Origin of the sequence: Alteriqipengyuania abyssalis (genome assembly GCF_019857185.1) — a bacterium.
Lineage (GTDB): Bacteria > Pseudomonadota > Alphaproteobacteria > Sphingomonadales > Sphingomonadaceae > Alteriqipengyuania > Alteriqipengyuania abyssalis.
Genome location: NZ_JAHWXP010000001.1, coordinates 85,140 through 107,027, shown reverse-complemented (window position 1 = coordinate 107,027; position 21,888 = coordinate 85,140). Strand labels below are relative to the sequence as shown.

At 62.9% G+C, this 21,888-nt stretch carries 19 protein-coding genes and 1 tRNA gene; 7 read left to right on the top strand and 13 right to left on the bottom strand.

Annotated elements, in window-relative coordinates; genetic code table 11:
* Positions 1 to 92 precede the first annotated feature (92 nt).
* Positions 93 to 4,340, bottom strand: coding sequence for a strawberry notch family protein (locus KYN89_RS00515; protein ID WP_222823330.1), 4,248 nt, complete (start codon positions 4,338 to 4,340; stop codon positions 93 to 95).
* A gap of 75 nt (positions 4,341 to 4,415) precedes the next feature.
* Positions 4,416 to 5,324 (bottom strand): DUF7146 domain-containing protein, encoded by a 909-nt coding sequence (locus KYN89_RS00510; protein WP_222823329.1) that lies wholly within the window; start codon positions 5,322 to 5,324, stop codon positions 4,416 to 4,418.
* 150 nt (positions 5,325 to 5,474) lie between these two features.
* On the opposite strand from KYN89_RS00510, the gene KYN89_RS00505 reads away from it, so the two are divergent.
* Positions 5,475 to 6,053: a lytic transglycosylase domain-containing protein gene (locus KYN89_RS00505; protein ID WP_248284926.1), complete on the top strand. Its 579-nt coding sequence runs from the start codon at positions 5,475 to 5,477 to the stop codon at positions 6,051 to 6,053.
* Positions 6,029 to 6,253, top strand: a complete 225-nt coding sequence (locus KYN89_RS00500) for a DUF5818 domain-containing protein (protein ID WP_222823328.1) — start codon at positions 6,029 to 6,031, stop codon at positions 6,251 to 6,253. Before KYN89_RS00505 ends, KYN89_RS00500 begins: the two co-directional genes overlap by 25 nt.
* 7 nt (positions 6,254 to 6,260) lie before the next feature.
* Here KYN89_RS00500 and KYN89_RS00495 read toward each other — a convergent pair whose 3' ends face one another.
* The 6 genes from KYN89_RS00495 to KYN89_RS00470 all read right to left on the bottom strand — a co-directional run bounded on the left by KYN89_RS00495 (position 6,261) and on the right by KYN89_RS00470 (position 10,966).
* On the bottom strand, positions 6,261 to 7,514 hold the full coding sequence (locus KYN89_RS00495) for a tyrosine-type recombinase/integrase (RefSeq protein ID WP_222823327.1): 1,254 nt from the start codon (positions 7,512 to 7,514) through the stop codon (positions 6,261 to 6,263).
* 178 nt (positions 7,515 to 7,692) lie between these two features.
* Positions 7,693 to 7,769 (bottom strand) — tRNA-Met (locus tag KYN89_RS00490).
* Between the two features lie 114 nt (positions 7,770 to 7,883).
* Positions 7,884 to 8,405 (bottom strand): 2'-5' RNA ligase family protein, encoded by a 522-nt coding sequence (locus KYN89_RS00485; protein WP_222823326.1) that lies wholly within the window; start codon positions 8,403 to 8,405, stop codon positions 7,884 to 7,886.
* Between the two features lie 9 nt (positions 8,406 to 8,414).
* Positions 8,415 to 9,377 (bottom strand): endolytic transglycosylase MltG, encoded by a 963-nt coding sequence (gene mltG, locus KYN89_RS00480; protein ID WP_010239369.1) that lies wholly within the window; start codon positions 9,375 to 9,377, stop codon positions 8,415 to 8,417.
* The gene (fabF, locus tag KYN89_RS00475) at positions 9,377 to 10,636 is read right to left on the bottom strand and encodes a beta-ketoacyl-ACP synthase II (protein WP_222823325.1); all 1,260 of its coding nucleotides are present in this window, start codon (positions 10,634 to 10,636) and stop codon (positions 9,377 to 9,379) included. Before fabF ends, mltG begins: the two co-directional genes overlap by 1 nt.
* Before the next feature lie 93 nt (positions 10,637 to 10,729).
* Complete coding sequence (locus KYN89_RS00470; protein ID WP_010239367.1) at positions 10,730 to 10,966, bottom strand: acyl carrier protein; 237 nt, start codon at positions 10,964 to 10,966, stop codon at positions 10,730 to 10,732.
* 257 nt (positions 10,967 to 11,223) lie between these two features.
* On the opposite strand from KYN89_RS00470, the gene KYN89_RS00465 reads away from it, so the two are divergent.
* Positions 11,224 to 12,030 (top strand): CsgG/HfaB family protein, encoded by an 807-nt coding sequence (locus KYN89_RS00465; protein ID WP_222823324.1) that lies wholly within the window; start codon positions 11,224 to 11,226, stop codon positions 12,028 to 12,030.
* A 95-nt stretch (positions 12,031 to 12,125) separates the two neighbouring features.
* Here KYN89_RS00465 and KYN89_RS00460 read toward each other — a convergent pair whose 3' ends face one another.
* Both KYN89_RS00460 and aspS read right to left on the bottom strand, forming a co-directional pair.
* The gene (locus tag KYN89_RS00460; RefSeq protein WP_222823323.1) at positions 12,126 to 13,049 is read right to left on the bottom strand and encodes a tetratricopeptide repeat protein; all 924 of its coding nucleotides are present in this window, start codon (positions 13,047 to 13,049) and stop codon (positions 12,126 to 12,128) included.
* Between the two features lie 79 nt (positions 13,050 to 13,128).
* Positions 13,129 to 14,949: an aspartate--tRNA ligase gene (aspS, locus tag KYN89_RS00455; RefSeq protein WP_222823322.1), complete on the bottom strand. Its 1,821-nt coding sequence runs from the start codon at positions 14,947 to 14,949 to the stop codon at positions 13,129 to 13,131.
* Between the two features lie 181 nt (positions 14,950 to 15,130).
* On the opposite strand from aspS, the gene rnd reads away from it, so the two are divergent.
* The 3 genes from rnd (at position 15,131) to KYN89_RS00440 (ending at position 18,369) form a co-directional block, all read left to right on the top strand.
* Complete coding sequence (rnd, locus tag KYN89_RS00450) at positions 15,131 to 16,306, top strand: ribonuclease D (RefSeq protein WP_222823321.1); 1,176 nt, start codon at positions 15,131 to 15,133, stop codon at positions 16,304 to 16,306.
* 6 nt (positions 16,307 to 16,312) lie between these two features.
* On the top strand, positions 16,313 to 17,209 hold the full coding sequence (locus tag KYN89_RS00445; protein ID WP_222823320.1) for a hydrogen peroxide-inducible genes activator: 897 nt from the start codon (positions 16,313 to 16,315) through the stop codon (positions 17,207 to 17,209).
* 194 nt (positions 17,210 to 17,403) lie between these two features.
* Positions 17,404 to 18,369 carry a division plane positioning ATPase MipZ gene (locus KYN89_RS00440; RefSeq protein ID WP_248284925.1) on the top strand — a complete coding sequence of 322 codons (966 nt, stop codon included), beginning with the start codon at positions 17,404 to 17,406 and terminating at the stop codon, positions 18,367 to 18,369.
* Between the two features lies 1 nt (position 18,370).
* On the opposite strand, the gene KYN89_RS00435 is transcribed toward KYN89_RS00440, so the two are convergent.
* Together KYN89_RS00435 and pgsA are read right to left on the bottom strand one after the other, a co-directional pair.
* Positions 18,371 to 19,423 (bottom strand): GGDEF domain-containing protein, encoded by a 1,053-nt coding sequence (locus KYN89_RS00435; protein ID WP_346727164.1) that lies wholly within the window; start codon positions 19,421 to 19,423, stop codon positions 18,371 to 18,373.
* Positions 19,424 to 19,643: 220 nt separating this feature from the next.
* The gene (gene pgsA / locus KYN89_RS00430) at positions 19,644 to 20,213 is read right to left on the bottom strand and encodes a CDP-diacylglycerol--glycerol-3-phosphate 3-phosphatidyltransferase (RefSeq protein WP_222823318.1); all 570 of its coding nucleotides are present in this window, start codon (positions 20,211 to 20,213) and stop codon (positions 19,644 to 19,646) included.
* A 126-nt stretch (positions 20,214 to 20,339) separates the two neighbouring features.
* Here pgsA and KYN89_RS00425 point away from each other — a divergent pair, with 126 nt between their 5' ends.
* The gene (locus tag KYN89_RS00425; protein ID WP_222823317.1) at positions 20,340 to 21,653 is read left to right on the top strand and encodes an MFS transporter; all 1,314 of its coding nucleotides are present in this window, start codon (positions 20,340 to 20,342) and stop codon (positions 21,651 to 21,653) included.
* Here the strand turns inward: KYN89_RS00425 and KYN89_RS00420 are convergent.
* Positions 21,650 to 21,841, bottom strand: coding sequence for a hypothetical protein (locus tag KYN89_RS00420; protein ID WP_222823316.1), 192 nt, complete (start codon positions 21,839 to 21,841; stop codon positions 21,650 to 21,652). The two genes, KYN89_RS00425 and KYN89_RS00420, sit on opposite strands and share 4 nt — an antisense overlap.
* Positions 21,842 to 21,888: the final 47 nt, after the last annotated feature.

The window sequence follows — 21,888 nt, the reverse complement described above, 5'->3', positions numbered from 1 at the left end:
GATGGAATGAAGGCGCAGGTGAGGATCACGAGGCCCACAAGCCCAAAGGGCTCCCTCCACTCTCATTCTGAGATAGGGGTCTGCCCGAGGGATCAGGCGGCAAGCGCGGGAAGAACGGACGAAGCCACGGAGACTGGCACGAACAGCCGCGTGCGGTAGCGGATGATCTCGGTGAAGCAGCCCTTGTTCTTGTACCAGTCGAGGCGATCCGGCGAGAACCCGGTCAGTTCAAGGCGCTGTTCGCCCCCGACCAGCGATCGCTTGACGGTCAAGGCATCGTGGCTTGCGAGGCCCAGCGGCTTGCCGCTGGCGATGACGAGGTCGCCGATCCTCTCAGCCGATGGTCCGGTAACTACGGATAGGCCAAAGGTCTCGGCGACTGCGGCGAGATCGACATCGAGCACTTCGCGGCCGATGATCGTCTGGCCATCTTCGGCAACGAGGCGGGTGACGCGGACATGATCGCCAGGCAGGCGCTTCCAGACTGGCAGTAGTAGTCCGGTGGCGAGATGGACGAGCTCGGTCACCGGTGACTTGGCCGCTTCCACTTCCTCGGCCCGCCAGGCGCTCGTGAACGCGGTGACGCCAATTTCTTCCCACTGGCTCTCGCCGATTGCCTCAAGCGTCCAGTTAGCAGAGTTGAGCGGGCGCAGCAGGCGGCGCCGTTCGATCACGGCGCCGTCGTCAGCGATGAGGCGCCGGGCAGGAACCGACAGCGCGACCTTGCCCGAGCGCGCATTGCGCATCGGGATCGCGTGCGGGCTGCCAATCTCGTGCATCCGCACGAGGCGCTGCAATCGCAGAGGCCGAAGGTGCCTCGTCACTTCGAGCGAGACGAGCCGGGTCTCCGCTCCGGTCACGGGATCGGTGCGGAGAAGTTCGTCGGCAAGGACCGTGAAGCGATCAACCCTCACGGTTTCCAGTCCCTGGTCGAGCGTTCCAGCCTCGCGCGCGGCTTCAATCCGCGCTTCGACGAGGCCAAGGTATTCCTCGAAGATCGCGTTCTGAAGCGCAATCGGCAGTGCGAGGATGCGGTTGAGCGAGCGTTGGATCGTCGGTAGATTGTCGGTCAGCCCGCCATCAGGACTTTCGAGCCGGAGGCCGGTCCGCTCGACGAAATTGCCAAACGTGGTGGCTTCGAGCTTGCCGTCATAGAGCAGCTGGAACCAGCGGCTGAGCGCGTCGCGCGCGTAGTCGCTTTCGAGATTGTCGGCCGGGTCGAACAGGTTCTGTCCGCCGGTCTGGCGCTGGCCGCGCGTCAGCGCGCCCAATGCATCGAGCCTTCGCGCAATAGTCGAGATGAACCGGCGCTCGCCCTTCACATCTGTGGTGACCGGGCGGAAGAGCGGGGCCGAAGCCTGATTGGTGCGGTTGGTGCGACCGAGACCCTGGATCGCGTTGTCGGCGCGCCATCCCGGTTCAAGCAGGAAGTGAACCCGGCGCTGCTGGTTCCGGCAGCCAAGGTCGGCATGGTAGGATCGACCCGTGCCGCCTGCGTCCGAGAAGACCAGGATGCGCTTGGTGCCTTCCATGAAGCTTTGCGCTTCGGCGACATTGGCGCTGGGGCTACGCCGTTCGAGGCGTTGCTGACCATCGCGGCCCAGGACAAGCCTGCGGGTCCGGCCCGTGACTTCGGCCACTGCGTCGGTTCCGAAATGCTCGATAATCGCATCGAGCGCAGTGGCGATGGGCGGCAGTGCGCAGAGCTGTTCGATCAGCGCATCGCGCGCGGCCAGGGCGCGCGGGCAGAAGACGGGATTGCCCTCGTCATCGCTCATCGCCTCGGAGCGAAGATTGCCGTCCTCGTCGGCGAAAACCTGCATCAATCGTACCGGGAAGCTCTTCGTGAGGTAGTCGATTACGTATTCACGCGGGGACAGATCGATATCGAGAGCTTCGCGTTCTTCCACGGTAAGGTCGGCAAGGCGCCGGTCGAGCATGGCCTCGGCGGTCGAGACCAGCTGCACGACAACCGAATGCTCTTCACCAAGCGCCGCTTCCATCGCGGGGATCAGGCTCGGCAATTTCATCGAAAGCAGGAGCTGGGCAAAGAAGCGCTGCTTGGTGCCTTCGAAGATCGATAGCGCCGCAGCCTTGGCATTGCGGTTGAGCGTGTCGCCGCTGTCCTCGTCGACCACGCGGGTTGCTTCGAGCGCAGCTTCGAGGTTGCGGTGAATGATCGCCCAGGCATCAGCATAGGCATCATAGATTTTTATCTGCGCATCGGTCAGGCTGTGTTCGAGGATCTCGTACTCGACCCCGGCGAAGGACAGCGCACGGGCAAGATAGAGGCCCTGGGCCTTGAGATCACGGGCGACGAGCTCCATCGCCGCGACGCCGCCAGCGCGGATCTCGGTCATGAATGCCTCGTGGGTCGGAAAAGCGGTCTCGGGTCCCCAAAGGCCGAGGCGGGAAGTGTAACCGAGGTTGGCGATATCCGAAGCGCCAGTGGCAGACGCGTAGAGCACGCGGGCGCGCGGGAGATGGTTCTGCAGCCTGAGGCCCGCCATCCCCTGTTCGGAGCCCTTGACCTTGCCGCGGGCCGACGAGCCGCCGAGAGCATTGGCCATGGCGTGGGCTTCGTCGAAAGCGATCACGCCGTCGAAATCCTCGCCCACCCAGGCAAGGATCTGGTCGAGCCGCGTATCCTCGGCGCGGCCCGAGCGCAGCGTCGGATAGGTGACGAAGAGAATGCCTTCGGACATCGTTACAGGGTGGCCGAGTTTCCAGCGCGAGAGCGGCTGTAGATCGAGCGGCAACCCGCCAAGCGCTTCCCAGTCGCGGCGTGCATCTTCGAGCAGCGCCTCGTTCTTGGTGATCCACACATGACGACGTTCGCCTGCGAGCCAGCGGTCCATGATGACCGCCGCGATCTGTCGTCCCTTGCCCGCTCCGGTTCCGTCGCCAAGGAAGAAGCCCTGGCGGTATTCGTGACCATCTTTGGACAGTTCCAGCGCGGTGCCTTCCTGGCTGACCTTGAACTGGCCCGGTAGGTCGCGCGCGAATGCCTGGGCAGCGTAGACCAGTGTCTCGCACTGCGCTTCGGACAGAGGGCCGTCGGCCTGCCAACCTGCGGGAAGGCGCGGGCAAACATCGGGCTGCGGTGCCGCGACCGAACCCATGGCGACCGATTCCACGAGCGGGGTAGGATGAACCGGCGCGTCTTCGAACGCGATGCGACTGGGCCGGTAAGGTAGGTAGATGCCTGCCTGTTCGGGCACAGGCGCGGGGTCGGCGAGGACCGAATAGGCAAGATTGGTCGCATTCGCCGTGGCTGCTGGTGTCGCGGTGAACGGCGCCACCGGCCGAACCGGCACGCTTTGGGTCGAAGTCTTGCCAACGAGACAGACTGGCTTCCCGATTGGCAGGCGATGGAGGTTGGCGGAGGTGTGTACGCGTGGCGGAAGCGCGTTGAGCTGCTCGTGGAGCGCGATCAGGTCGCAGGTATCTCCGGTGATTGCGGGCGATGACGCAGTCGGCACCTTATCGATGACGACCAGGCGAACGACGATCCCCGTCCCTGTTCGGCGAAAAGCCTGCTGCAGGCGAACATCGAGAAGTAGTGACGCTTCGTCCTGTGCCTTGGCGAAGGTGGGAGCATCGAAGCCATCGGGCATGATGGCGACAATCCTCGCACCATTGGCAACCGCCCGGATCGCGCTGCGTAGGTGGCGCTGCGCGGTATCACCATCCTTGCCGCGTTCCTGGCTGTGGGCAAACGGCGGGTTCATCAGCACGGCCGACGGAACAGGGCCGCGAAGCAGGTCGGCGATCAGTTCCCCGTCATGCGCAGTGATCATGGCCGAAGAGAAGATATGGGCCAGACCGTCTCGTTTTGCCGGATCGATCTCGTTGAGGAGCAGCGAAGCATTCTGGAGGCAGCCCCAGAGAGCGAGGGCGCCATTGCCTGCGGACGGTTCGAGGAGTGTGTCTTGCGCGCAGACAGCTGCAGCCTTCGCCATCAGCCAGGCCAGCATCGGCGGGGTCGAAAACTGCTGGAGCTCGACCTGTGCTTCGCTGCGCACATGCCGCGGCGGCAAGGCTGCTTCGAGCCAGTCGAACCGCGCTTCGGCTTCGTGGACATTCGTCGCCAGATCGATCCGTGAGGACTCTCGAAGCCAGAGTAGTGCGCCGATCTCGACCGCGCTGTTGTAGTCGTCGATCGTCCAGGCACCTCCCCAGTCCAGAACACCGGTCTCTTCGGCGAACAGCCCGGAAATGTCGGTACGGGTAAGATGACGTCCCGAAGCAAGAAGCGCGGCAACTCGGGTGCCAATGGCATAGGCCAAGGGCATGGACGGCAACTGCTCGCCGGCGGGAAAAAGGTCTGATTGAAACATGGCAATTCGTCCTCCTGATGGGGGCATTGGGACACGCCCTCTGCCGGATCAGGAATTCGAGAAGCTCTCTCTCCTCTACCGCGCCGCTTTGCGGCGCAGCCATGCTGTCAGTTCATCGTTCCAGTCGGTGTCGCGTGAGGATGGTTTGCGAACGTGGATCGTTCGCCCATCGCGGGCATAAGCGGCCAGGCCACGCGACGCGGCCAGCTCGCCGCCAGCATCATGATCGACGAAGAGATGAAGCTCGGTCACGCTTTCGGGCACGCTGACGAGGCCGAAGCGCTCATTGCCCAGGGTCGCCCAGACGGGAATACCGGTGAGAGCATAGGCCGACATCGCGCTCTCGATTCCCTCAGCAAGGCCGAGCTTGCCGGAAACCGGAGCGAAGAGACGGGCAGCAGCTTCATCGAGCGCGCCGAGCGCGCGCTTCGGTTTGTCGAAGTCGGCCTTGGCGTCGCCCGAAAGGAATGTGCGATGGATGGCGATCGGCCCCTCGTCGAGGCTAACTGCCGCAATCATGGCGGGCAAAAAGCGAGTGCGTCCCTTCGGACCAAGCGGCGTTCGTGGGTGGAAGCGGAGCGCCGGAGATGCGGCGAGGATGCCGCGACCTTCAAGATATTCCTTTGCCGGACTGGCACCCAGTGGCTGTGCATCGCGCCAGATCCTCAGCGCTGCCGCCGAGGGTTTGCGCGTGCTGGTCGGCTCGGGTTGGTTGGCGGTCGCAGCCGCTGAAAAAAGCGCCGGTGCTTCGAAACCTTCACGCGCCAAAGCAGCCAGCACGCTCTGCTGATCGCATCCCGCAAAGCAATGGAAAAGGATAGCCTGTCGACCGAGGGACACACCGAGTGACGGCGTGCGGTCGTCATGCGCAGGGCAGCAAGCCATTCCCTTGGTGCCGGACCATTTGCCGCCTCGGCTTTCGCAGATTTTGCGGGCGGTGTCCTCGAGCGAGGAGCGTGGGAGGGTTGAAGTCGGAACAGGCATACTGGCTCCATCGCTGCATAATAGCCCTGTCCAAACGAGCTCCTCTCCTCTCGAATAAACCTGCAGAAGGCGCTTTCCTACACCTCAGTGTTCTATTTATGTTCTCACACGAGTCGAAGCAAGGCGAAAGGTAGTGCGATTAGAAAGTCCTTGGTGACCTGTGGTTGCGGTGCCTTTGCGATTGCGATCACTGGATCTGCCTGCGCGCAGGAATTTCAGGTTTTCGACCATGAACTTAGCAAGGTTGAGGTTAGAAGCGACCAAGCTCCCGCTTTTCACCCAACTGCGTTCTATCTCGGCAAGTCAGATGGCGAACCGGATCATATCGATCGAAGCTTCAAGGAAGCCTTGTACGAGCCACTCATTCGGCAAGCCGAAGCGCGATACTCGCTCCCCCCTCGCCTCCTCCTGGCTCTGGTGTGGCAAGAATCTCGCTTCAATCCCATGGCAATCAGTCCGGCTGGCGCGGCGGGGCTCGCTCAACTCATGCCGGGAACCGCGAGGCAACTTGGTGTCAGCAATCGCCACGATCCGGTTCAGAACATCGACGGTGGCGCGCGGTATCTGAAGCAGATGCTCGATCGCTTCGGCGCGATCCATCTCGCGCTGGCCGCTTACAACGCAGGCCCTGGCGCTGTGTCGCGAGCCGGCGGGATACCGAAAAATCGAGAAACACCTGGATATGTGAAGAGCGTTATCGCGCGATGGATGGCATACAGCTCGACATGAATGCGAATCGGAAAAGGATCAGCGGACGGCTTGAGCACCTGCCTCGAGGAGCCGCCATCGTAACTGATGCAGGGGATCACTGGGTTCTCGAAGACTATGAGCCCTCGAACGATGACTTTGGATTTGAAGTTACCGCAGAGGGCATCGTCGTCGGGTTCGACCGCCTTCGGGTGGAATGGCTAGGACAGGCGACAGTTTAGGAGCGGATCAAGCGGCCCTCAAAACAGCAATGTTCTGCGCTTTGCCGCCAAGGCAGTCGAGGTAATCCGCCCAATCCTGCAACATTGCACGACGAGGAGCGAGATACTCCGCAGCATTGTAGGCTCCGCGAACTTCGTTCTCTTCGCTGTGCGCCAATTGAAGTTCGACCCAATCCTCATGGTATCTCCGGATCCACATCGGGGGCTCTCCCACTTCGACAAGCTGCTCATTTGCCCAAGTACTCGCCAGACCTCTGAAACCATGAACAGTTTGCCGCCCGTGATACCCGAGCCGATATAGGCCGTAGATCATCGTATTCTCGGAAAGCGGCATCTTGGGCTTCTGACCTGGAAAAACGTATTCGCCTTCGGACTTGCTGATCATTTCTTGGGCTAGGGAGACAGCTTGCCGTGACAATGGCACAATATGCTCGCGGCCCATTTTCATCCGATCAGCGCCAATGCGCCATACTGGTGAAGGTCCACCCATATCTTGGAACTCGTGCTTCTTGGCGAACCGAAGCTCCTTCGTCCGCACCCATGTAAGAAGAGCGAAATTCAATGCTGCCCGGGTAATCTCGGAGCGTCTCTCACCCTCTTCTTGATATTGCTCGATCTTAATCATCAGCTCGGGTAGCTGCGCGAGAGGTAGCTTCGCCATATGCTTGACCCGAGGCCGTGGCTTCAATGCCCCACGAAGATGCGCAGTAGGGTCGGAATCACAAAGGCCGCTGGCAATAGCGAACTGGAACACTTGTCCAATACATTGCTTTGCCCGCCGACTGATGTCGAGCGCGCCGCGCTCTTCGATTTTCCGAATGACCTTCAGCACTTCTGGTGGGGTGATCTCATGCATCATGAGCTCGCCCAAGGCAGGAAACACATCCTGGTCCATGCGTGACCAGACACGCTTCGCATGCGCGGGATCGAGACTACTTGCTCTGTTCTGATGCCACATGGTGGCGATCGCCCTGAAGGTCTTGGCTTCTTCGAAATCCCGACCTGGTTTGTGGACCATCGGGTCCCGGCCCTCGGCCAACACCCCCTTGGCAACTTTCTTGAGTTCTCTTGCTGCCGCTATTCCTACTTCGGGATAGGCGCCGAAAGAAAGCAGCTTCTCCTTACCGTGGTACCGGTATTTCAACCGCCAGAGCTTCGAGCCGTTCTTTTGAACAAGGAGGAATAGACCCTCCCCATCCGCAAGCTTGTATGGGCGCTCTGCCGCCTTCGATTTTTTGATCTGAATCTCACTCAAGGCCATTGGGGGTATCGCTCCTTTTCGCTACCCCCGGAAAATACCCCCAAAATACCCCCACACCAAATCCGGCTTCAAGCGAATGCAAGCGCACGCAAGCGGACGCGAATCGCTCACATCATTCTGTTTTAATTGAATTTTGCGGATGTATACGGCCCCAAGCGAACCCATGCGGATTCGAGAATGGTAGCGGAGGAGGGACTCGAACCCCCGACACGCGGATTATGATTCCGCTGCTCTAACCACCTGAGCTACTCCGCCCCAATCTTGCCATACCAGGTAAGGCATGAGGCCTGCCGGAGCGGTTAGCTCGACGGCAGGCGGCGCTCTTAGGGCGCGGTTGCGCGGCGGTCAAGGCGCTGTGTTGATGCGCGATCAGGCGCGTGCCCTTCCCCGGAAATTGACGGCATCCACCAGCTCCCACGGACCACCCAGATAGCGGTGCAGGCCAAAGCCGCGAAAGGCGAAGTCGCGCGGTTCGACCTGCGGGGTAAGCTCGGCCTGCAGCGCTTTCGCCTGTCTGCCGGAGACCTTGTTCTGCACGGTCACATGGAGCCGTTTGCCACCCTGGTCCTGCTCGGTGAGCAGCCCATGGAAATGCTCGGCAAGCATTGCGCGAAGGCGCAGCATGCCCTCGCTTTCGAGCCTGATGGCGGTGCCCCCGCCGAGCGACATCACCCCGGCGATTCGGCCCTCCACCGGCGCAAATTCACTCGCCAGCTGGCGCATGTGCTGGATCGCTTCGCCCTCGCAGAAGCCCGGCAATGCGTGAAACAGCGTTACGTGCGCCGCGAGGTAATTGCGCTCCGGCGGGAAATGCTCTGTCCGCAGCGCGGTTGCCCAGCCTTGCAGGTCTGCGGGCAATTGCGCGGTCAGGATCAGCGGGGAATCGCCCATCGAGCGCCGCTACATCTCGCCCCGTTCGCGGCGGAGCCTGTACCACTTGGCGACATTGGCGTTGTGCTCCTCCAGCGTAGAGGAGAACACGTGCCCGCCCGAACCATCGGCGACCATGAACAGCGCGTCGGTTTCCGCCGGATTGAGCACCGCCGCGATCGCCTCGCGTCCGGGATTGGTGATCGGGCCGGTCGGCAGGCCAACTCTGGTGTAGGTGTTGTAGCCGTTCACCGCCGCGATCTCCGACTGGCGGATGCGGCGGCCCAGCGGCTTGCCCTTGGTGATCGGGTAAATGATCGTAGGGTCCGCCTGCAGCAGCATCCCGTCCTTCACCCGGTTGGAATAGAGTCCGGCGACCATGCGCCGTTCTTCGGGCACGCCGGTTTCCTTCTCGACGATCGAGGCGAGCGTCACCGCATCTTCGATATTGTCGACCGCGATGTCCTTTGCGCGCCTCGGCCATGCTTCGGCGAGGTAATTGCGCATTGCCGCCTGCATGCGGGCGAGCACTGCCGCGCGATCTTCGCCCCGCTCGAAATCGTAGGTGTCGGGCAGCACGCTGCCTTCCTTGGGCACCGGGATTTCCCCGGTCAGCAGATCCTCTGCCATCAGCGTTTCGTAGACCAGGATCGAAGGCGTGCCTTCGGGAATGGTCACGAACCGGCGGATCACCTCGCCATGCTGCAGCGTATCGAGGATCGTCGCAGGGCTGGCGGCGCCCGGCATCAGGAACTCGCCAGCCTTGATCGGATCGTCGCCGCCCATGATCTTCGCCCGCAGCAGGAAGGCTTCATGGCTGCGAATCAGCCCCTCGTCTTCCAGCTGCTGCGCGACGCCCGTGAGGGTCGAGCCCGAGCGGACGATGAACGAGGTGTCCTGCTGCGTGGGGCCGGCACCATACCAGCCCCACGCGAACCAGCCTGCGCCGAGCGCGAGCGCAATCAGCACCAGCGCTGCGAGCGCGCGAAACATCAGTCGATCTTCCGCATCACGAGGCTGGCATTGGTGCCACCGAAGCCGAAGCTGTTGTTGAGCACGGCGTTCACTTCGCGCTTCTTCGCGGTGTGCGGCACCAGATCGACGCCCTCGGTCCCCTCGTCGGGATCGTCGAGATTGAGCGTGGGCGGAACGATCTGGTCGCGCATGGCGAGGATACAGAAGATGCTCTCGACCGCGCCTGCGCCGCCGAGAAGGTGCCCGATGGCGGACTTGGTGCTGCTCATCGAAGCGCCGCCCAGATCGTCGCCGAAGACGCGCTTGGCCGCGGCGAGCTCGATCGTGTCAGCCATGGTCGAGGTGCCGTGAGCATTGATGTAATCGATATCGTCCGGCTCCAGTCCCGCCTTGCGCAGCGCCATCCGCATCGAGAGTTCCGCGCCCTTGCCTTCGGGGTGCGGCGCGGTGACGTGGTAGGCATCGCCCGACAGGCCGTAGCCGACCACTTCGGCGTAGATCTTCGCGCCGCGCGCCTTGGCGTGCTCGTATTCCTCCAGCACCACAACGCCCGCGCCCTCGCCCAGAACGAAGCCTTCGCGATTGCGATCATAGGGGCGGCTCGCCTGCTCGGGACGGTCGTTGTAACCGGTGTTGAGCGCGCGGGCCTGTGCAAAGCCGGCAATGCCCAGCGGGTTGATGGTCGATTCCGAACCACCCGCGAGCATGATGTCGGCATCGTCATCGCGAATCATGCGGGCCGCGTCGCCGATCGAGTGCGCGCCGGTCGAGCACGCGGTGACCACGGCGTGGTTGGGGCCCATCAGGCCGTAACGGATCGAAACCTGGCCGCTGATGAGGTTGATGATACGCCCGTGGACGAAGTGCGGGCTGACCCGGCCCGGCCCGCGCTCGTGCAGGTTGACCGATTCATATTCGATCCCCGGGAGGCCGCCGATACCCGCGCCGATCGAGACGCCGGTGCGTTCCTTCGTCGCCTGGTCCATTTCGGTGAGGCCCGCGTCTTCGATCGCCTGGCCGGCCGCATCCAGACCGTAGACGATAAAGGGATCGACCTGGCGCTGGATCTTGGTGTCGACCCGCTTGTCGGGATCGAAGCCCCATTCGTGATCCTTGCCCTTCACCTCGCAGGCGATGGTCGCCTTCTGGTTGGAAGCGTCGAAGCGGGTGATCGGCCCCGCCCCGCTCTTGCCGGCAATAAGGTTCTTCCACGAGGTTTCGACATCGCCGCCCAGCGGGGTGACAAGGCCAAGACCGGTTACAACGACGCGGCGCATACTTATCTCCAAAAACAGCACAGGCCCGGCCCGCTAACCGGGTCGGGCCTGCAAATGGCGGCGGCAGCACGCCGCCGCGAGAGCATCAAGGACTTAGCCCTTGTGCTCTTCGATGTACTTGGTGGCGTCGCCGACGGTGCTGATCTTCTCAGCCGCATCGTCGGGGATTTCGACACCGAATTCTTCTTCGAACGCCATCACCAGCTCAACGATGTCGAGGCTGTCCGCGCCCAGATCATCGATGAAGCTCGCATCCTGCGTCACCTTGTCGGCTTCCACGCCCAGATGCTCGACAACGATCTTCTGTACGCGCTCGGCGGTATCGCTCATTACCTATGTCCTCTCGACATCTTGCTGTTGCTAATCGCCAACCGCCCTATCCAAGCCCTCGACCCCGCGCAAGGGGGGCAATCCCCTCTACGCGCCCCGTCATGTGAAAAACTCTGTTAGGCCCAAATCCTTGCGTGGCGCAAAGCCCGCCGTGGTGTTATAGGCTGTTCATCAGGGTCGCACATTGAAGAAACGGGGGGCTGCGCTGGATCGCGTAGGGGCTCCCGTGTGATTTTTTGGATGGGAGCCTTAGAATTATGCGAAAGATTGTTATGGCCCTTGCGGCGGCCGCGATGCTGAGCGCGCCGGTGGCGGAAGCAAGCGCGCAGAGCAGGTCGTCGGGAGCGCAGAACCGCGACGGCACCACGCGCGGCGCCTCTTCGGGACGCAAGGAGCAGGAGCGCGGCCAGCAGCAGATTCCGCGGTGCAGCCGCAATCTCGGCACGATCGCGATCGTCGAGCCCGACGATCAGTGGTGGCGCGAATACAACCTCGGCAGCCCCGAAGCGATTCTGCGCCTGTTCGTGCAGCGTTCGGGCTGCTTCACGATGGTCAACCGCGGCCGCTCGATGCAGAGCCGCGCAATGGAACGCGCGCTGGCGGACCAGGGCGAGCTGCAGGAAGGCTCCAACCTCGGCCGCGGCCAGGTTCAGGTGGCCGACTATTTCCTCCAGCCGGATATCGTCTCGGGTAACTCCAACTCGGGCGGCAGCGCGGTGACCGGCATTCTGGGCGGCCTGCTGGGCGGCGCGATCGGCGGCATCGTCGGCGGGATCAACATCAAGAAGAAAGAGGCCAACGTTACGCTGGTGGTGGTCAATTCGCGCACCACGGTCGAGGAAGCGCTGGTCGAAGGCTATGCCCGCAAGACCGATCTCGGCTGGGCTGCCGGCGGTGGCGCAGGCTGGTGGGGCGGCCTCGCCGGTGCGGGTGGCGGCAGCTACCAGAACACGCAGATCGGTCAGGTCATCGTGCTCGCCTATCTCGACGCGTACACCAAGCTGATCGATGAAATGGGCGGCCTGCCCTACGACGCGGCAGAGGATGCACCACTCGCGCAGTAAGCCGGGTCCAAGATGACGAAAAAAGAGGCGGCTCGCACCGATGCGGGCCGCCTCTTTCTGTTTGTAGCAGCGGCGGGCCAGCCGGCTCTCGCCAATCAGTCGCCGTGATGGATCGCCAGTTGCCGCTCGGCCTCCTGCCGTGCCCGAATCCGGTCGAGCCCCTCACCGGGATTCGACTTGGAGGGGTCCGCCTTGATTGCGCGGCGATAATATTCCTGCGCGCGCTCGAAATCGCCCCCGGCTTCCGCGCATAGTCCGATATTGAACAGCAGCGAGACATGCTCGCCGATGGTCGGCTCCAGCGCGGCGAAGGCATCGCATGCCATTTCCTCGTCGCGCTTGGTCATCGCGATCGCGTCGCGGAACGCACGGCCGGGCTCCTTTTCCATGCCCTTGCGCGTTTCGAGCACGCGGATGTCTTCCGCACGCTGCTGGGGTGCGAGCGCGTAGCGCAGCCTCGCGGCAATCTCGTCCAGCACCTCGTCGACCATCGGGTCGATCGCCGGCTCGCTCTCGTCGGCGCAATAGCGCACCTGACGCTGGGACTCCGCATCATCGTCGTGGATCAGCACGCCGTCATATGAATACAGGCGGATGGTCGGCCTGACCGACAGCGTCAGCTGCTCGCAGGGAACCTTCTCCTTGCGTTTTTCGAGGCACTTGTTCTTGTCGTCGCGCTTGACGCAAGTCTCCACCTCCTTGGGCGAGGCGCGGTAGACATCGACGTCGGTGGCCACGCTGCCACTCAGCACCGCATCACCATCGCGAAGCACGCTTGCCGGGGCGACGCGAAAATAGGGTTCGCCATCGATCGACGCGCTGCGCAGTGCGTCGGCGGCCTTGATGGAAAGCGTGGGACCGTCGATCCCGCCGAACTGCTCGATCCCGATCGACTGCACTTCGGCAGCATCGCCATTATGCGCCGGGTACACCCCGACGACCCGCAAGGTCTCCGCCGAAACCGGCATGGCAAGCGTGCCCAGGCCAAGCCCGACCACGACCATCTTCAAAGTCCGCATGAGTTCCCCTCCTCACCAGCTTCGCCCGAACCTTACAGGCATCGGGCGAAGCGGCAAGATGGGGAGTAACCCGGCCCCGTCAGGCGTCGCCGGCGCGATCGACCCGGGTTGCTTCGGGCGCGTCCGGTTTCGGCTGCTCGACCGTGCGGATCGAAAGCTCGCGCAGCTGCTTGGGGCTGACGATCGACGGTGCGCCCATCATCAGGTCCTGCGCGCGCTGGTTCATTGGGAAGGCGATGACTTCGCGAATGTTCGGCTCGTCCGCCAGCAGCATCACGATCCGGTCGATCCCCGGAGCCGAGCCGCCGTGCGGCGGCGCCCCCAGCTTGAACGCTTCGATCATGCCGCTGAAGTTCGCGTCGACGTCTTCCTTGGAATAGCCCGCCACCTCGAACGCCTTGTACATGATGTCCGGACGGTGGTTCCGGATCGCGCCCGAGGACAGCTCGTAGCCATTGCAGACGATATCGTACTGCCACGCCTTGATCTCGAGCGGGTCCTGGTTCTCCAGCGCGTCCATCTCGCCCTGGGGCATCGAGAACGGATTGTGGCTGAAATCGATGCGCTTCTGATCTTCGTCGTATTCGAACATCGGGAAGTCGACGATCCAGCAGAACTTGAAGCAGCCCTGTTCGATCAGTTCGAGCTGCTCGCCGACGCGCGTGCGCGCGGCACCGGCCAGCTTCTCGGCTTCCTTGGGCTTGCCTGCCGCGAAGAACAGGCCGTCATTCTCGCCCAGACCCAGCTCGTCATAGAGCTTGGCCATTTCTTCGGGCCCGTGGTTCTTGGCGATCGGTCCGCCAAACTCGCCACCCTTACGGGTGACGTAGCCGAGGCCCGAATAGCCTTCGCGCCGCGCCCAGTCGTTCATCTCGTCGAAGAACTTGCGGCTCTTCTCGTTGGTGTTCGGCGCGGGAATCGCGCGCACGATGCCGCCACCGCCGACGATCTTCTCGAAGATACCGAAGCCGCTCTTCTCGAAGTGATGCGTCACATCGGTGATGATGATCGGGTTGCGCAGGTCGGGCTTGTCGCTGCCGTACTTGAGCATCGCCTCTGCATAGGGAATGCGCGGGAATTCGCCCGCGGGCGTCACGGTCTTGCCGCCGGAGAATTCCTCGAACACGCCCGCCAGCACCGGCTCGATCGCCTGGAAGACGTCTTCCTGCGTCACGAAGCTCATCTCGAAGTCGAGCTGGTAGAATTCGGGGCTGCGGTCGGCGCGCAGGTCTTCGTCGCGGAAGCACGGCGCGATCTGGAAGTAGCGATCAAAGCCGGCGACCATCAGCAGCTGCTTGAACATCTGCGGCGCCTGCGGGAGCGCGTAGAAACGACCCGGATGCAGGCGGCTCGGCACCAGATAGTCGCGCGCGCCTTCGGGCGACGATGCGCCGAGTATCGGCGTCTGGAATTCGGAGAAGCCCTGGTCGATCATCCGGCGGCGCAGGCTGGTGATGACCCGGTTGCGCAGCATGATGTTGTTGTGAACCCGCTCGCGCCGCAGATCGACGAAGCGGTACTTGAGGCGGATATCCTCGGGATATTCCTGCTCGCCTGCGACGGGCAGCGGCAGTTCTTCCGCCATCGACTGGACCGTGGCGGACTTGGCGAAGACCTCGATATCGCCGGTCGGCAGGTTGGCGTTGCGCGTTTCCTGCGACCGCGCCTTCACCACGCCGTCGATCGTGATGACGCTCTCGGACTTGAGCGAATCCAGCAGGCTCAATGCCTCGCTATCCTCGTCCGCGACGATCTGGGTGATGCCGTAGTGGTCGCGCAGGTCGATGAACAGGACACCGCCATGGTCGCGCTTGCGGTGGACCCAGCCGGACAGGCGAACGGTCTCGCCGACATTGCTTTCGCGAAGCTGTGCGCAAGTATGGGTGCGATAGGCGTGCATTGTGGAACTTTCCGGTTCGGGGATTAGGCGCTAGGGGCGTGCCGAAGCTGGACGGCGAAAGCCCTGAAAGCTTGCGCGCGCTAACACGCGAATGGCCCGGTTTTGTCAAGCCGGGCGCGCTCGATTGGAGGGGCCACGACGGCCCGAGGGCGGCACTCCGCCCGGCAAAGAAAGATCAAATATGAAAATCCACGACCTGATCACGACCACCGATGCATTGGCCGACCTGTGCGATCGGCTCGGCAAAGGCGACTTCGTCTGCGTCGATACCGAGTTCATGCGGGAAAACACCTATTGGCCCGAGCTGTGCCTGGTCCAGATCGGCGACGAGCACGAGGCTGCGGCGATCGATCCGCTGGCCGAGGGGATCGACCTCAAACCCCTGCTCGACCTGCTGACCGAGAACGAGGATGTGCTGAAGATCTTCCACGCGGGCAGCCAGGATGTGGAGATTTTCTACAACCTCACCGGCAAGACCCCGCACCCGATCTTCGACACGCAGATCGCGATGATGGCGATCAGCCAGTCCGAACAAATCGGCTATGCCAATCTGGTCGAACACTGGCTCGACAAGACGATCGACAAGGGCGCGCGTTTTACCGACTGGAGCCGCCGCCCGCTGACCGACCGCCAGCTGGAATACGCGATCGGGGACGTGACCTATCTCGCCAAGATCTTCCCGCGAATTCTCAAGAAGCTGATGAAGACCGATCGCGGCATGTGGCTCAACGCCGAGATGGAAAAGCTCGCCGACCCGGAAAATTATGCGATCGAGCCCGACAAGGCGTGGAAGCGCATCCGCGCGCAGGGGCGCAACGCACAGGTGCTCGGGCGGCTGAAGGCCGTTGCCGCATGGCGCGAGGGCGAGGCGCAGCACAAGAATATCCCGCGCGGGCGGATCATGCGCGACGAGACGCTGGCCGACATTGCTTCCCATCCGCCTAAGAAGCAGGCCGACCTTGCCAAGGTCCGCGGCCTTTCGAACGCGTGGAAGGACAACGAGATCGGCAACCGCCTGATGGACGTGCTGGAGAACGCCGAGCCGCTGCCCGACAGCGAGATGCCCGCGCGCAATAGTCGCGGCGCACCGCTGGGCAAGGAAGGCGCGCTGGTCGCCGACCTGCTCAAGCTGCTGCTCAAGATCCGCGCGCGCGAAATCGACGTCGCTCCGCGCCTGCTGACCCGCTCGGGCGAGCTGGAGCAGCTGGCGGCAGGCGTGCGCGACCTGCCGATCCTGGAAGGCTGGCGGCGCGAGGTGTTCGGCCGCGATGCGCTCGACCTGGTCGAAGGCAAGCTCGCCTTCGCGGTCGAGAAGGGCAAGCTGAAGATGACCCATATCGACGATGTCGAGGACTAGCCCGGGATGAGCACTTACCTGCCGACGATCCGTCAGCTGCAATATCTGGTCGCGCTGCACGAGCATGGCCATTTCGGCCGCGCGGCGGATGCGAGCTTCGTCTCGCAATCGACCCTGTCGGCAGGCATCCGCGAGCTGGAGACGCTGCTGGGCGTGACGCTGGTGGAGCGCAGCCGGCGGGTTGTCCGCTTCACTCCGCTTGGCCAGCAGGTGGTCGAGAAGGCGCACGCTCTGCTGCGGCAGGCGGAAGACCTGTCGGACCTGGTGCGCGCCGCTGGCCAGCCACTCACCGGTACGCTGCGGATGAGCGTGATCCCGACGATCGCGCCGTTCATGCTGCCGCGCATCCTGCCCCGCCTGCGCCGCGAACGGCCCGAGCTGGAACTGTTCCTGCGCGAGGAGACCAGCAGCGACGCGGTGGAGTCGCTCCACCACGGGCGGGTCGACTGCGTGCTGCTCGCCCTCCCCTTCCCCACCGGCGAGGTGGAGCAGGAGATCATCGGCGAGGATCGCTTCTACGTCGCCTATCCCGGTGATGAGCCACGCGACCTGCCGAAGGAAATACGGCCCGAGACGATCGAGGACGGCCGGCTGCTGCTGCTGGAAGACGGGCATTGCCTGAAGGAACACGCGCTGGCCGCGTGCAACCGGCCCGAGTTGCGCGCCGCGACCAGCATGATCGGCACGAGTCTCCACACGCTGGTGCAGATGGTCGATAACGGTCTGGGGGTCACCATGCTGCCCGAAATGGCGCTGGAAGCGGGCATCCTGAAGGGCACGAACGTGATCGCGCGCCCGCTCGATGCGCCGGCTGCGGCGCGCGACATCGCCCTGATATGGCGGAAGAATAGCCCTAGAGAGAATGACTTCCGCCTGCTGGCGGATGAATTACGGGCCGGCTGATCGACCGATCGGCGCACCCTGAATGCCCAAAAAGTCCAGAAAAACCGTGACTGGCGCAGAGCTTTTATGGCAGGTGTCCGATCCGTCGGTGATCAGCAGGCGTTAAAAATAGAGATTTCGGGCGGGTCGCAGCGCACCAGGATCACCGCACATCCGGACCACAGCAATCGGGGCGGGCGTACGGGATGACGGCAATGTGGAAAGGTTCAGGGGCGAAGCCGCCCCTGGCAGCGCGGATCAATCCGCGCTGGTCCGACGAGGAAATTCCGCGCAACGTCGTCGCCGATCTGGCCATGCGCCCCAGACTGCATCCCCACATCATCACCTTCGCGAACGAGAAGGGCGGCGTCGGCAAGTCGACCCTCGCCTTCCACGTCGCAGTCGCGCTCGCCCATGTTGGCCAGCAGGTCGTCGCGGTCGATCTGGACCGGCGCCAGCGCACTCTCGAGCGCGGGCTGACCTATCGCGAGGGCACCGCCAACAATCTTGGCATCAGGCTGCCAACACCGCAGTTTGCCGTGCTCGAACAGCCAAGTACGGCGTCGCTTTTTCAGACCATCAACCGATTAGGCGGCGACGCGGATTTCGTTATACTGGACGCCGCCGGATCAGACTCGGCGATCTTTCGCCGGGCCGTCGCGCTTGCCGACACGCTGGTGACGCCGGTCAACGCGTCGTTCCTCGATCTCGAACTGCTCGGGCATCTAAACCCGGTCAGCGGGGTTCCCGAGCGGGCTGGCTGCTTCGGCCAGACGGTCGCCTCGCTGCGCGAAGAGCGGCTGACGCAGGAGATGGGGCCAATCGAATGGATCGTAGTCAAGAACCGGGTCCGCAGCGCAGAAAAGCGCCACATAAGCAGGGTCGACGACGCGCTGGAGAGGCTCTCCATCGCGCATGATTTCCGGATCGGTCAGGGCCTGACGGAGAGGGTCGCTTTTCGTGAGCTGTTCCAGTTCGGGCTGACCCATCTCGACCTCGGGCTGATCCCCGACATGATCCGGCCGCATGAATCGAGCCGCAAAGAGATTGCGAGCCTGCTCGACGATCTCAACCTATCGTTCGACAAGCGGGTCCACACGTCTGTCAGCAACAGACCTGCAGCGCGCGTGCTGCGCCGGACACGGCAGGATTTTCGCGCCGCGATCAGCAACGCACTATAGGCTAGGCAGCGCGCGATTGCTCGCCTGCAAGGCGAATTCGGTTCCGCCCGCTGCGCTTCGCACAATAGAGCGCTTGGTCTGCAGCGGCGAGAGCCTCGCGCGGATCGGCGCACTGCAGCACATCGGCTATGCCGCCTGAAAAGGTCACCATGCCGAACGGCTTTTCGGTACGCCGATTGACCATTCGCCGCGATGCGAGCGCTTCGCGCGCCTCATCAAGCTGAGCGAGTGCATCTTGCGGCTCTACGCCCCTGAAGAGCAGAACGAATTCCTCGCCCCCATGCCGCGCGATGTAGCAGTCTTTCGTGCAAAGACTCGACAGCGTCTCAGCAATCTCGCGAATGATCCGGTCGCCCGCTTCATGACCGTGTGTGTCGTTGATTGTCTTGAACCGGTCGATGTCGCAGAAGGCCACGCTCAACGGCTCGCCAGTGTCCTGGGCCTCGCGATAGGATGTTTCCAGAACTTCTTCGAAGGCCCGGCGATTGGGCAACCCTGTGAGGTAGTCGACCTGCGCATCCTGCCGAGCGCGATCCAGGTTCCTGCGCAGCTTGGCCGTTTCGCGTTCGCTCGCCTTCAGTTCTTCCTCGGTCTGGCGTGACCGCGCAATCATCGCCTCGGCAAAATTCGAGAGCGTGGAGATCAGCTCTTCAGTGTCGCACGGCCCCTGCAGATCATCGACACGGCGCTCAAGCTCGTCGCCGTAGTCCGAGGTCGCCCGGCGCATCGACTTGGACGCACGCGACAGCTCGTCGATCCCGCGTTCCATATCCTTCGCCAGATCTTCGATCGATTTCTTACCCGCGCAAGGATCCACCACGGTGGCCTCCTCGAGCCATGTCTGGGTGATCGGCTCGCCTTGTTCGCGACGCCACTCGATCCTGCGTGCCAGCCGTGGATTGATGCCCGAACAGGCCTCATGCGCCGCAAGCAGGTTGGACGGTGTGACCTCAAGATCATGCTCGATCAGGAAGTTGCTGATCTCGTCCAGCAGCCGACGACGCGCGCGCGGATCGATCTGCGCAGATGCCGGCATTTCGGAGTTGTCTGCCACCAGACGCGGCCACCGCAGACGCGGCAGCCCGATTCGCTGCAACAAGGTCGCTACCGGTGGGTTCGCCTCTATCGTGGGGTTCGTCGCCATGCCCCTTTATGGCGCGAAGAAGCTTTCACCGATGCTAACCGAGCGAAGAATTTTTACCCCTTTTGGAACCGTCACTTAGACAAACCTGAAAGAAGTTGGGTAGTGATTCGCACAATTTCTTGCGTGCGAATCACGTATCCATGTGGCGCAGCCCGACACGCAGGTAATCGTAGCCGGTCACGCAGGTCAGGACTGCGGCAACCCACAAGGCGCCCAGCCCTGCCCACCGGATCGGCTCGATCTCGTGGAACACGCCGGCCAGGATCAGCGTCCCCAGCGCGATCAGCTGCAGCGTGGTCTTCCACTTGGCGAGCCGGCTAACCGGGACCGAGACCTGAATACCGCCGAGAAATTCGCGCAGACCCGACACGATAATCTCGCGCATCAGGATGATCAGCCCCGCAATAACGTGGGCGTCGCCGACGATCGGCCCCGTGAGCCCGCCTTTGGCGGTCAGGATCAGGATTACCGCCGCAACCATGATCTTGTCCGCGATTGGGTCCAGAAACTGGCCCAGCTTGGACACGGTCCCCTGCGAACGGGCGAGCATGCCGTCGAAATAATCGGTTATCGCCGCCGCGCAGTACAGCACGAAGCCCAGCGCATACCCGAGTTGCCAGTCCGGCCACCACAGGAACAGGACGAGCAACGGCACGGCGAGGATCCGTGACAGGGTGAGCAGGTTGGGAAGTGTCAGCATCTCTTGGTGAATGCCCCTAGTCGATGCAGGCTCCCAGAAAAAGCGTCATCACCCTTTGCGCATGTCGCTGGCCTGTTCTAACGCGTGGCAGGCAAGAGGTGCGGCCATGCGCGCCGGAGTGGATTTATGACGACGTTGAGATTGCTGCGACGGCGGCGCTTTCTGCCGCTGTTCTGCACACAGCTGCTCAACGCTTTCAACGACAATCTCTACAAGACCGCGATGGTCCTGTTCGTGGTGTACGCGGTATACAGCGACCCCGAGACGGAAACCGTGTTCAGCGCGATCGCGACCGGGCTGTTCATCGGTCCGTTCATCGTGGTGTCCGCGATCGCCGGCCAGCTGGCGGACATGCGCGACAAGGCGAAGATCATCCGCACGGTCAAGCTGTGCGAGATCGGCATCATGACCATCGGCGCAGCCGGGCTTTTCCTGGCCTGGCAGGATACGCTGGTGCACAGCGTGGCGGTGCCCCTGATGCTGTTCGCGCTGTTTCTGGCAGGGCTGCAATCGACCTTTCTCGGGCCGATCAAATACGCGATCCTGCCGCAGCATCTGCGCAAGACCGAGGTGCTGGCAGGCACCGGCCTGGTCGAGGCGGGCACCTATGTCGCGATCCTTTTCGGCACGATCATCGCAGGCTGGATTCCGGTGGAGGCCGCGATGGTGGCGATCATCATGACCGCGCTGGTCGGATACGCGATGAGCCGCCAGATCCCGGCAGCCCCGGCGCTGGGCGAGATCGAACCGATCGACTGGAACATCCTGCGCTCTTCCATCGCGCTTATCCGCTCGGTCCGGAAAGACCGGGTCGTGTGGCTGGCCACGCTTTCGATCAGCGTGTTCTGGATGGTCGGCGCGATCCTGTTCATCCAGTTCCCCCCGCTGGTGAAGAACGTGATCCACGCCAACAAGGAAGTCGCGACGCTGTTCATCGTAATGTTCTCGATCGGGATCGCGATCGGATCGGTAGTGATCAATCACCTGCTGAAGGGCGAGGTTTCGGCCCGGCATGCCCCCGCAGGGGTGGTGGCGATGGGATTTTTCCTCGTCCTGTTCTACGTGTTCGTGCGCCAGTGGCCGACCGGCCTCGAAGGCCCCTTCCTGACCGTGCCCGAGTTTCTGACCTACCCGCTGGCGTGGGTTTTGCTGGTCAACCTGCTGATGATCTCGGTCGCCGGAGGCATCTTCGTGGTGCCGCTTTACGCCTTCCTGACCACCCGGGTGGCGGGGAACATGGCCTCGCGCACCATCGCGGCAACCAATGTGATCAGTTCCAGCTACATGGTGTTCGGATCGGTGCTGGCCCTGGTCATGACCTATCTGGGCATATCGATCGCAGAACAGCTGCTCGCCAGCGTGGCGCTATGCCTGATTACCTGCTGGATGGCCCGCAAGCTCCACGCCGAGGAGCATCTGCCGAGCGTCCACCTCGACTAGAAGATGAACATCAGCGCGCCGGCAAGGCACACGACATAGGCGCCGAGAAAGCCGGCCCAGTCGCTTCGCCCGAAGGACCAGCGCGTGCGCCGGACAATCAGGTCGCGCCTCAGATCGGGCCGCACGGGCAGCGAGGCGCGGAAAGGGTGCCGCGCCGATTCGTTTGTAAGGACAAGCGAACGTCTCATGTCCACGAGGCTTAACCTTTTGGTAAGGATTGGCGAGCGGCCCCTCC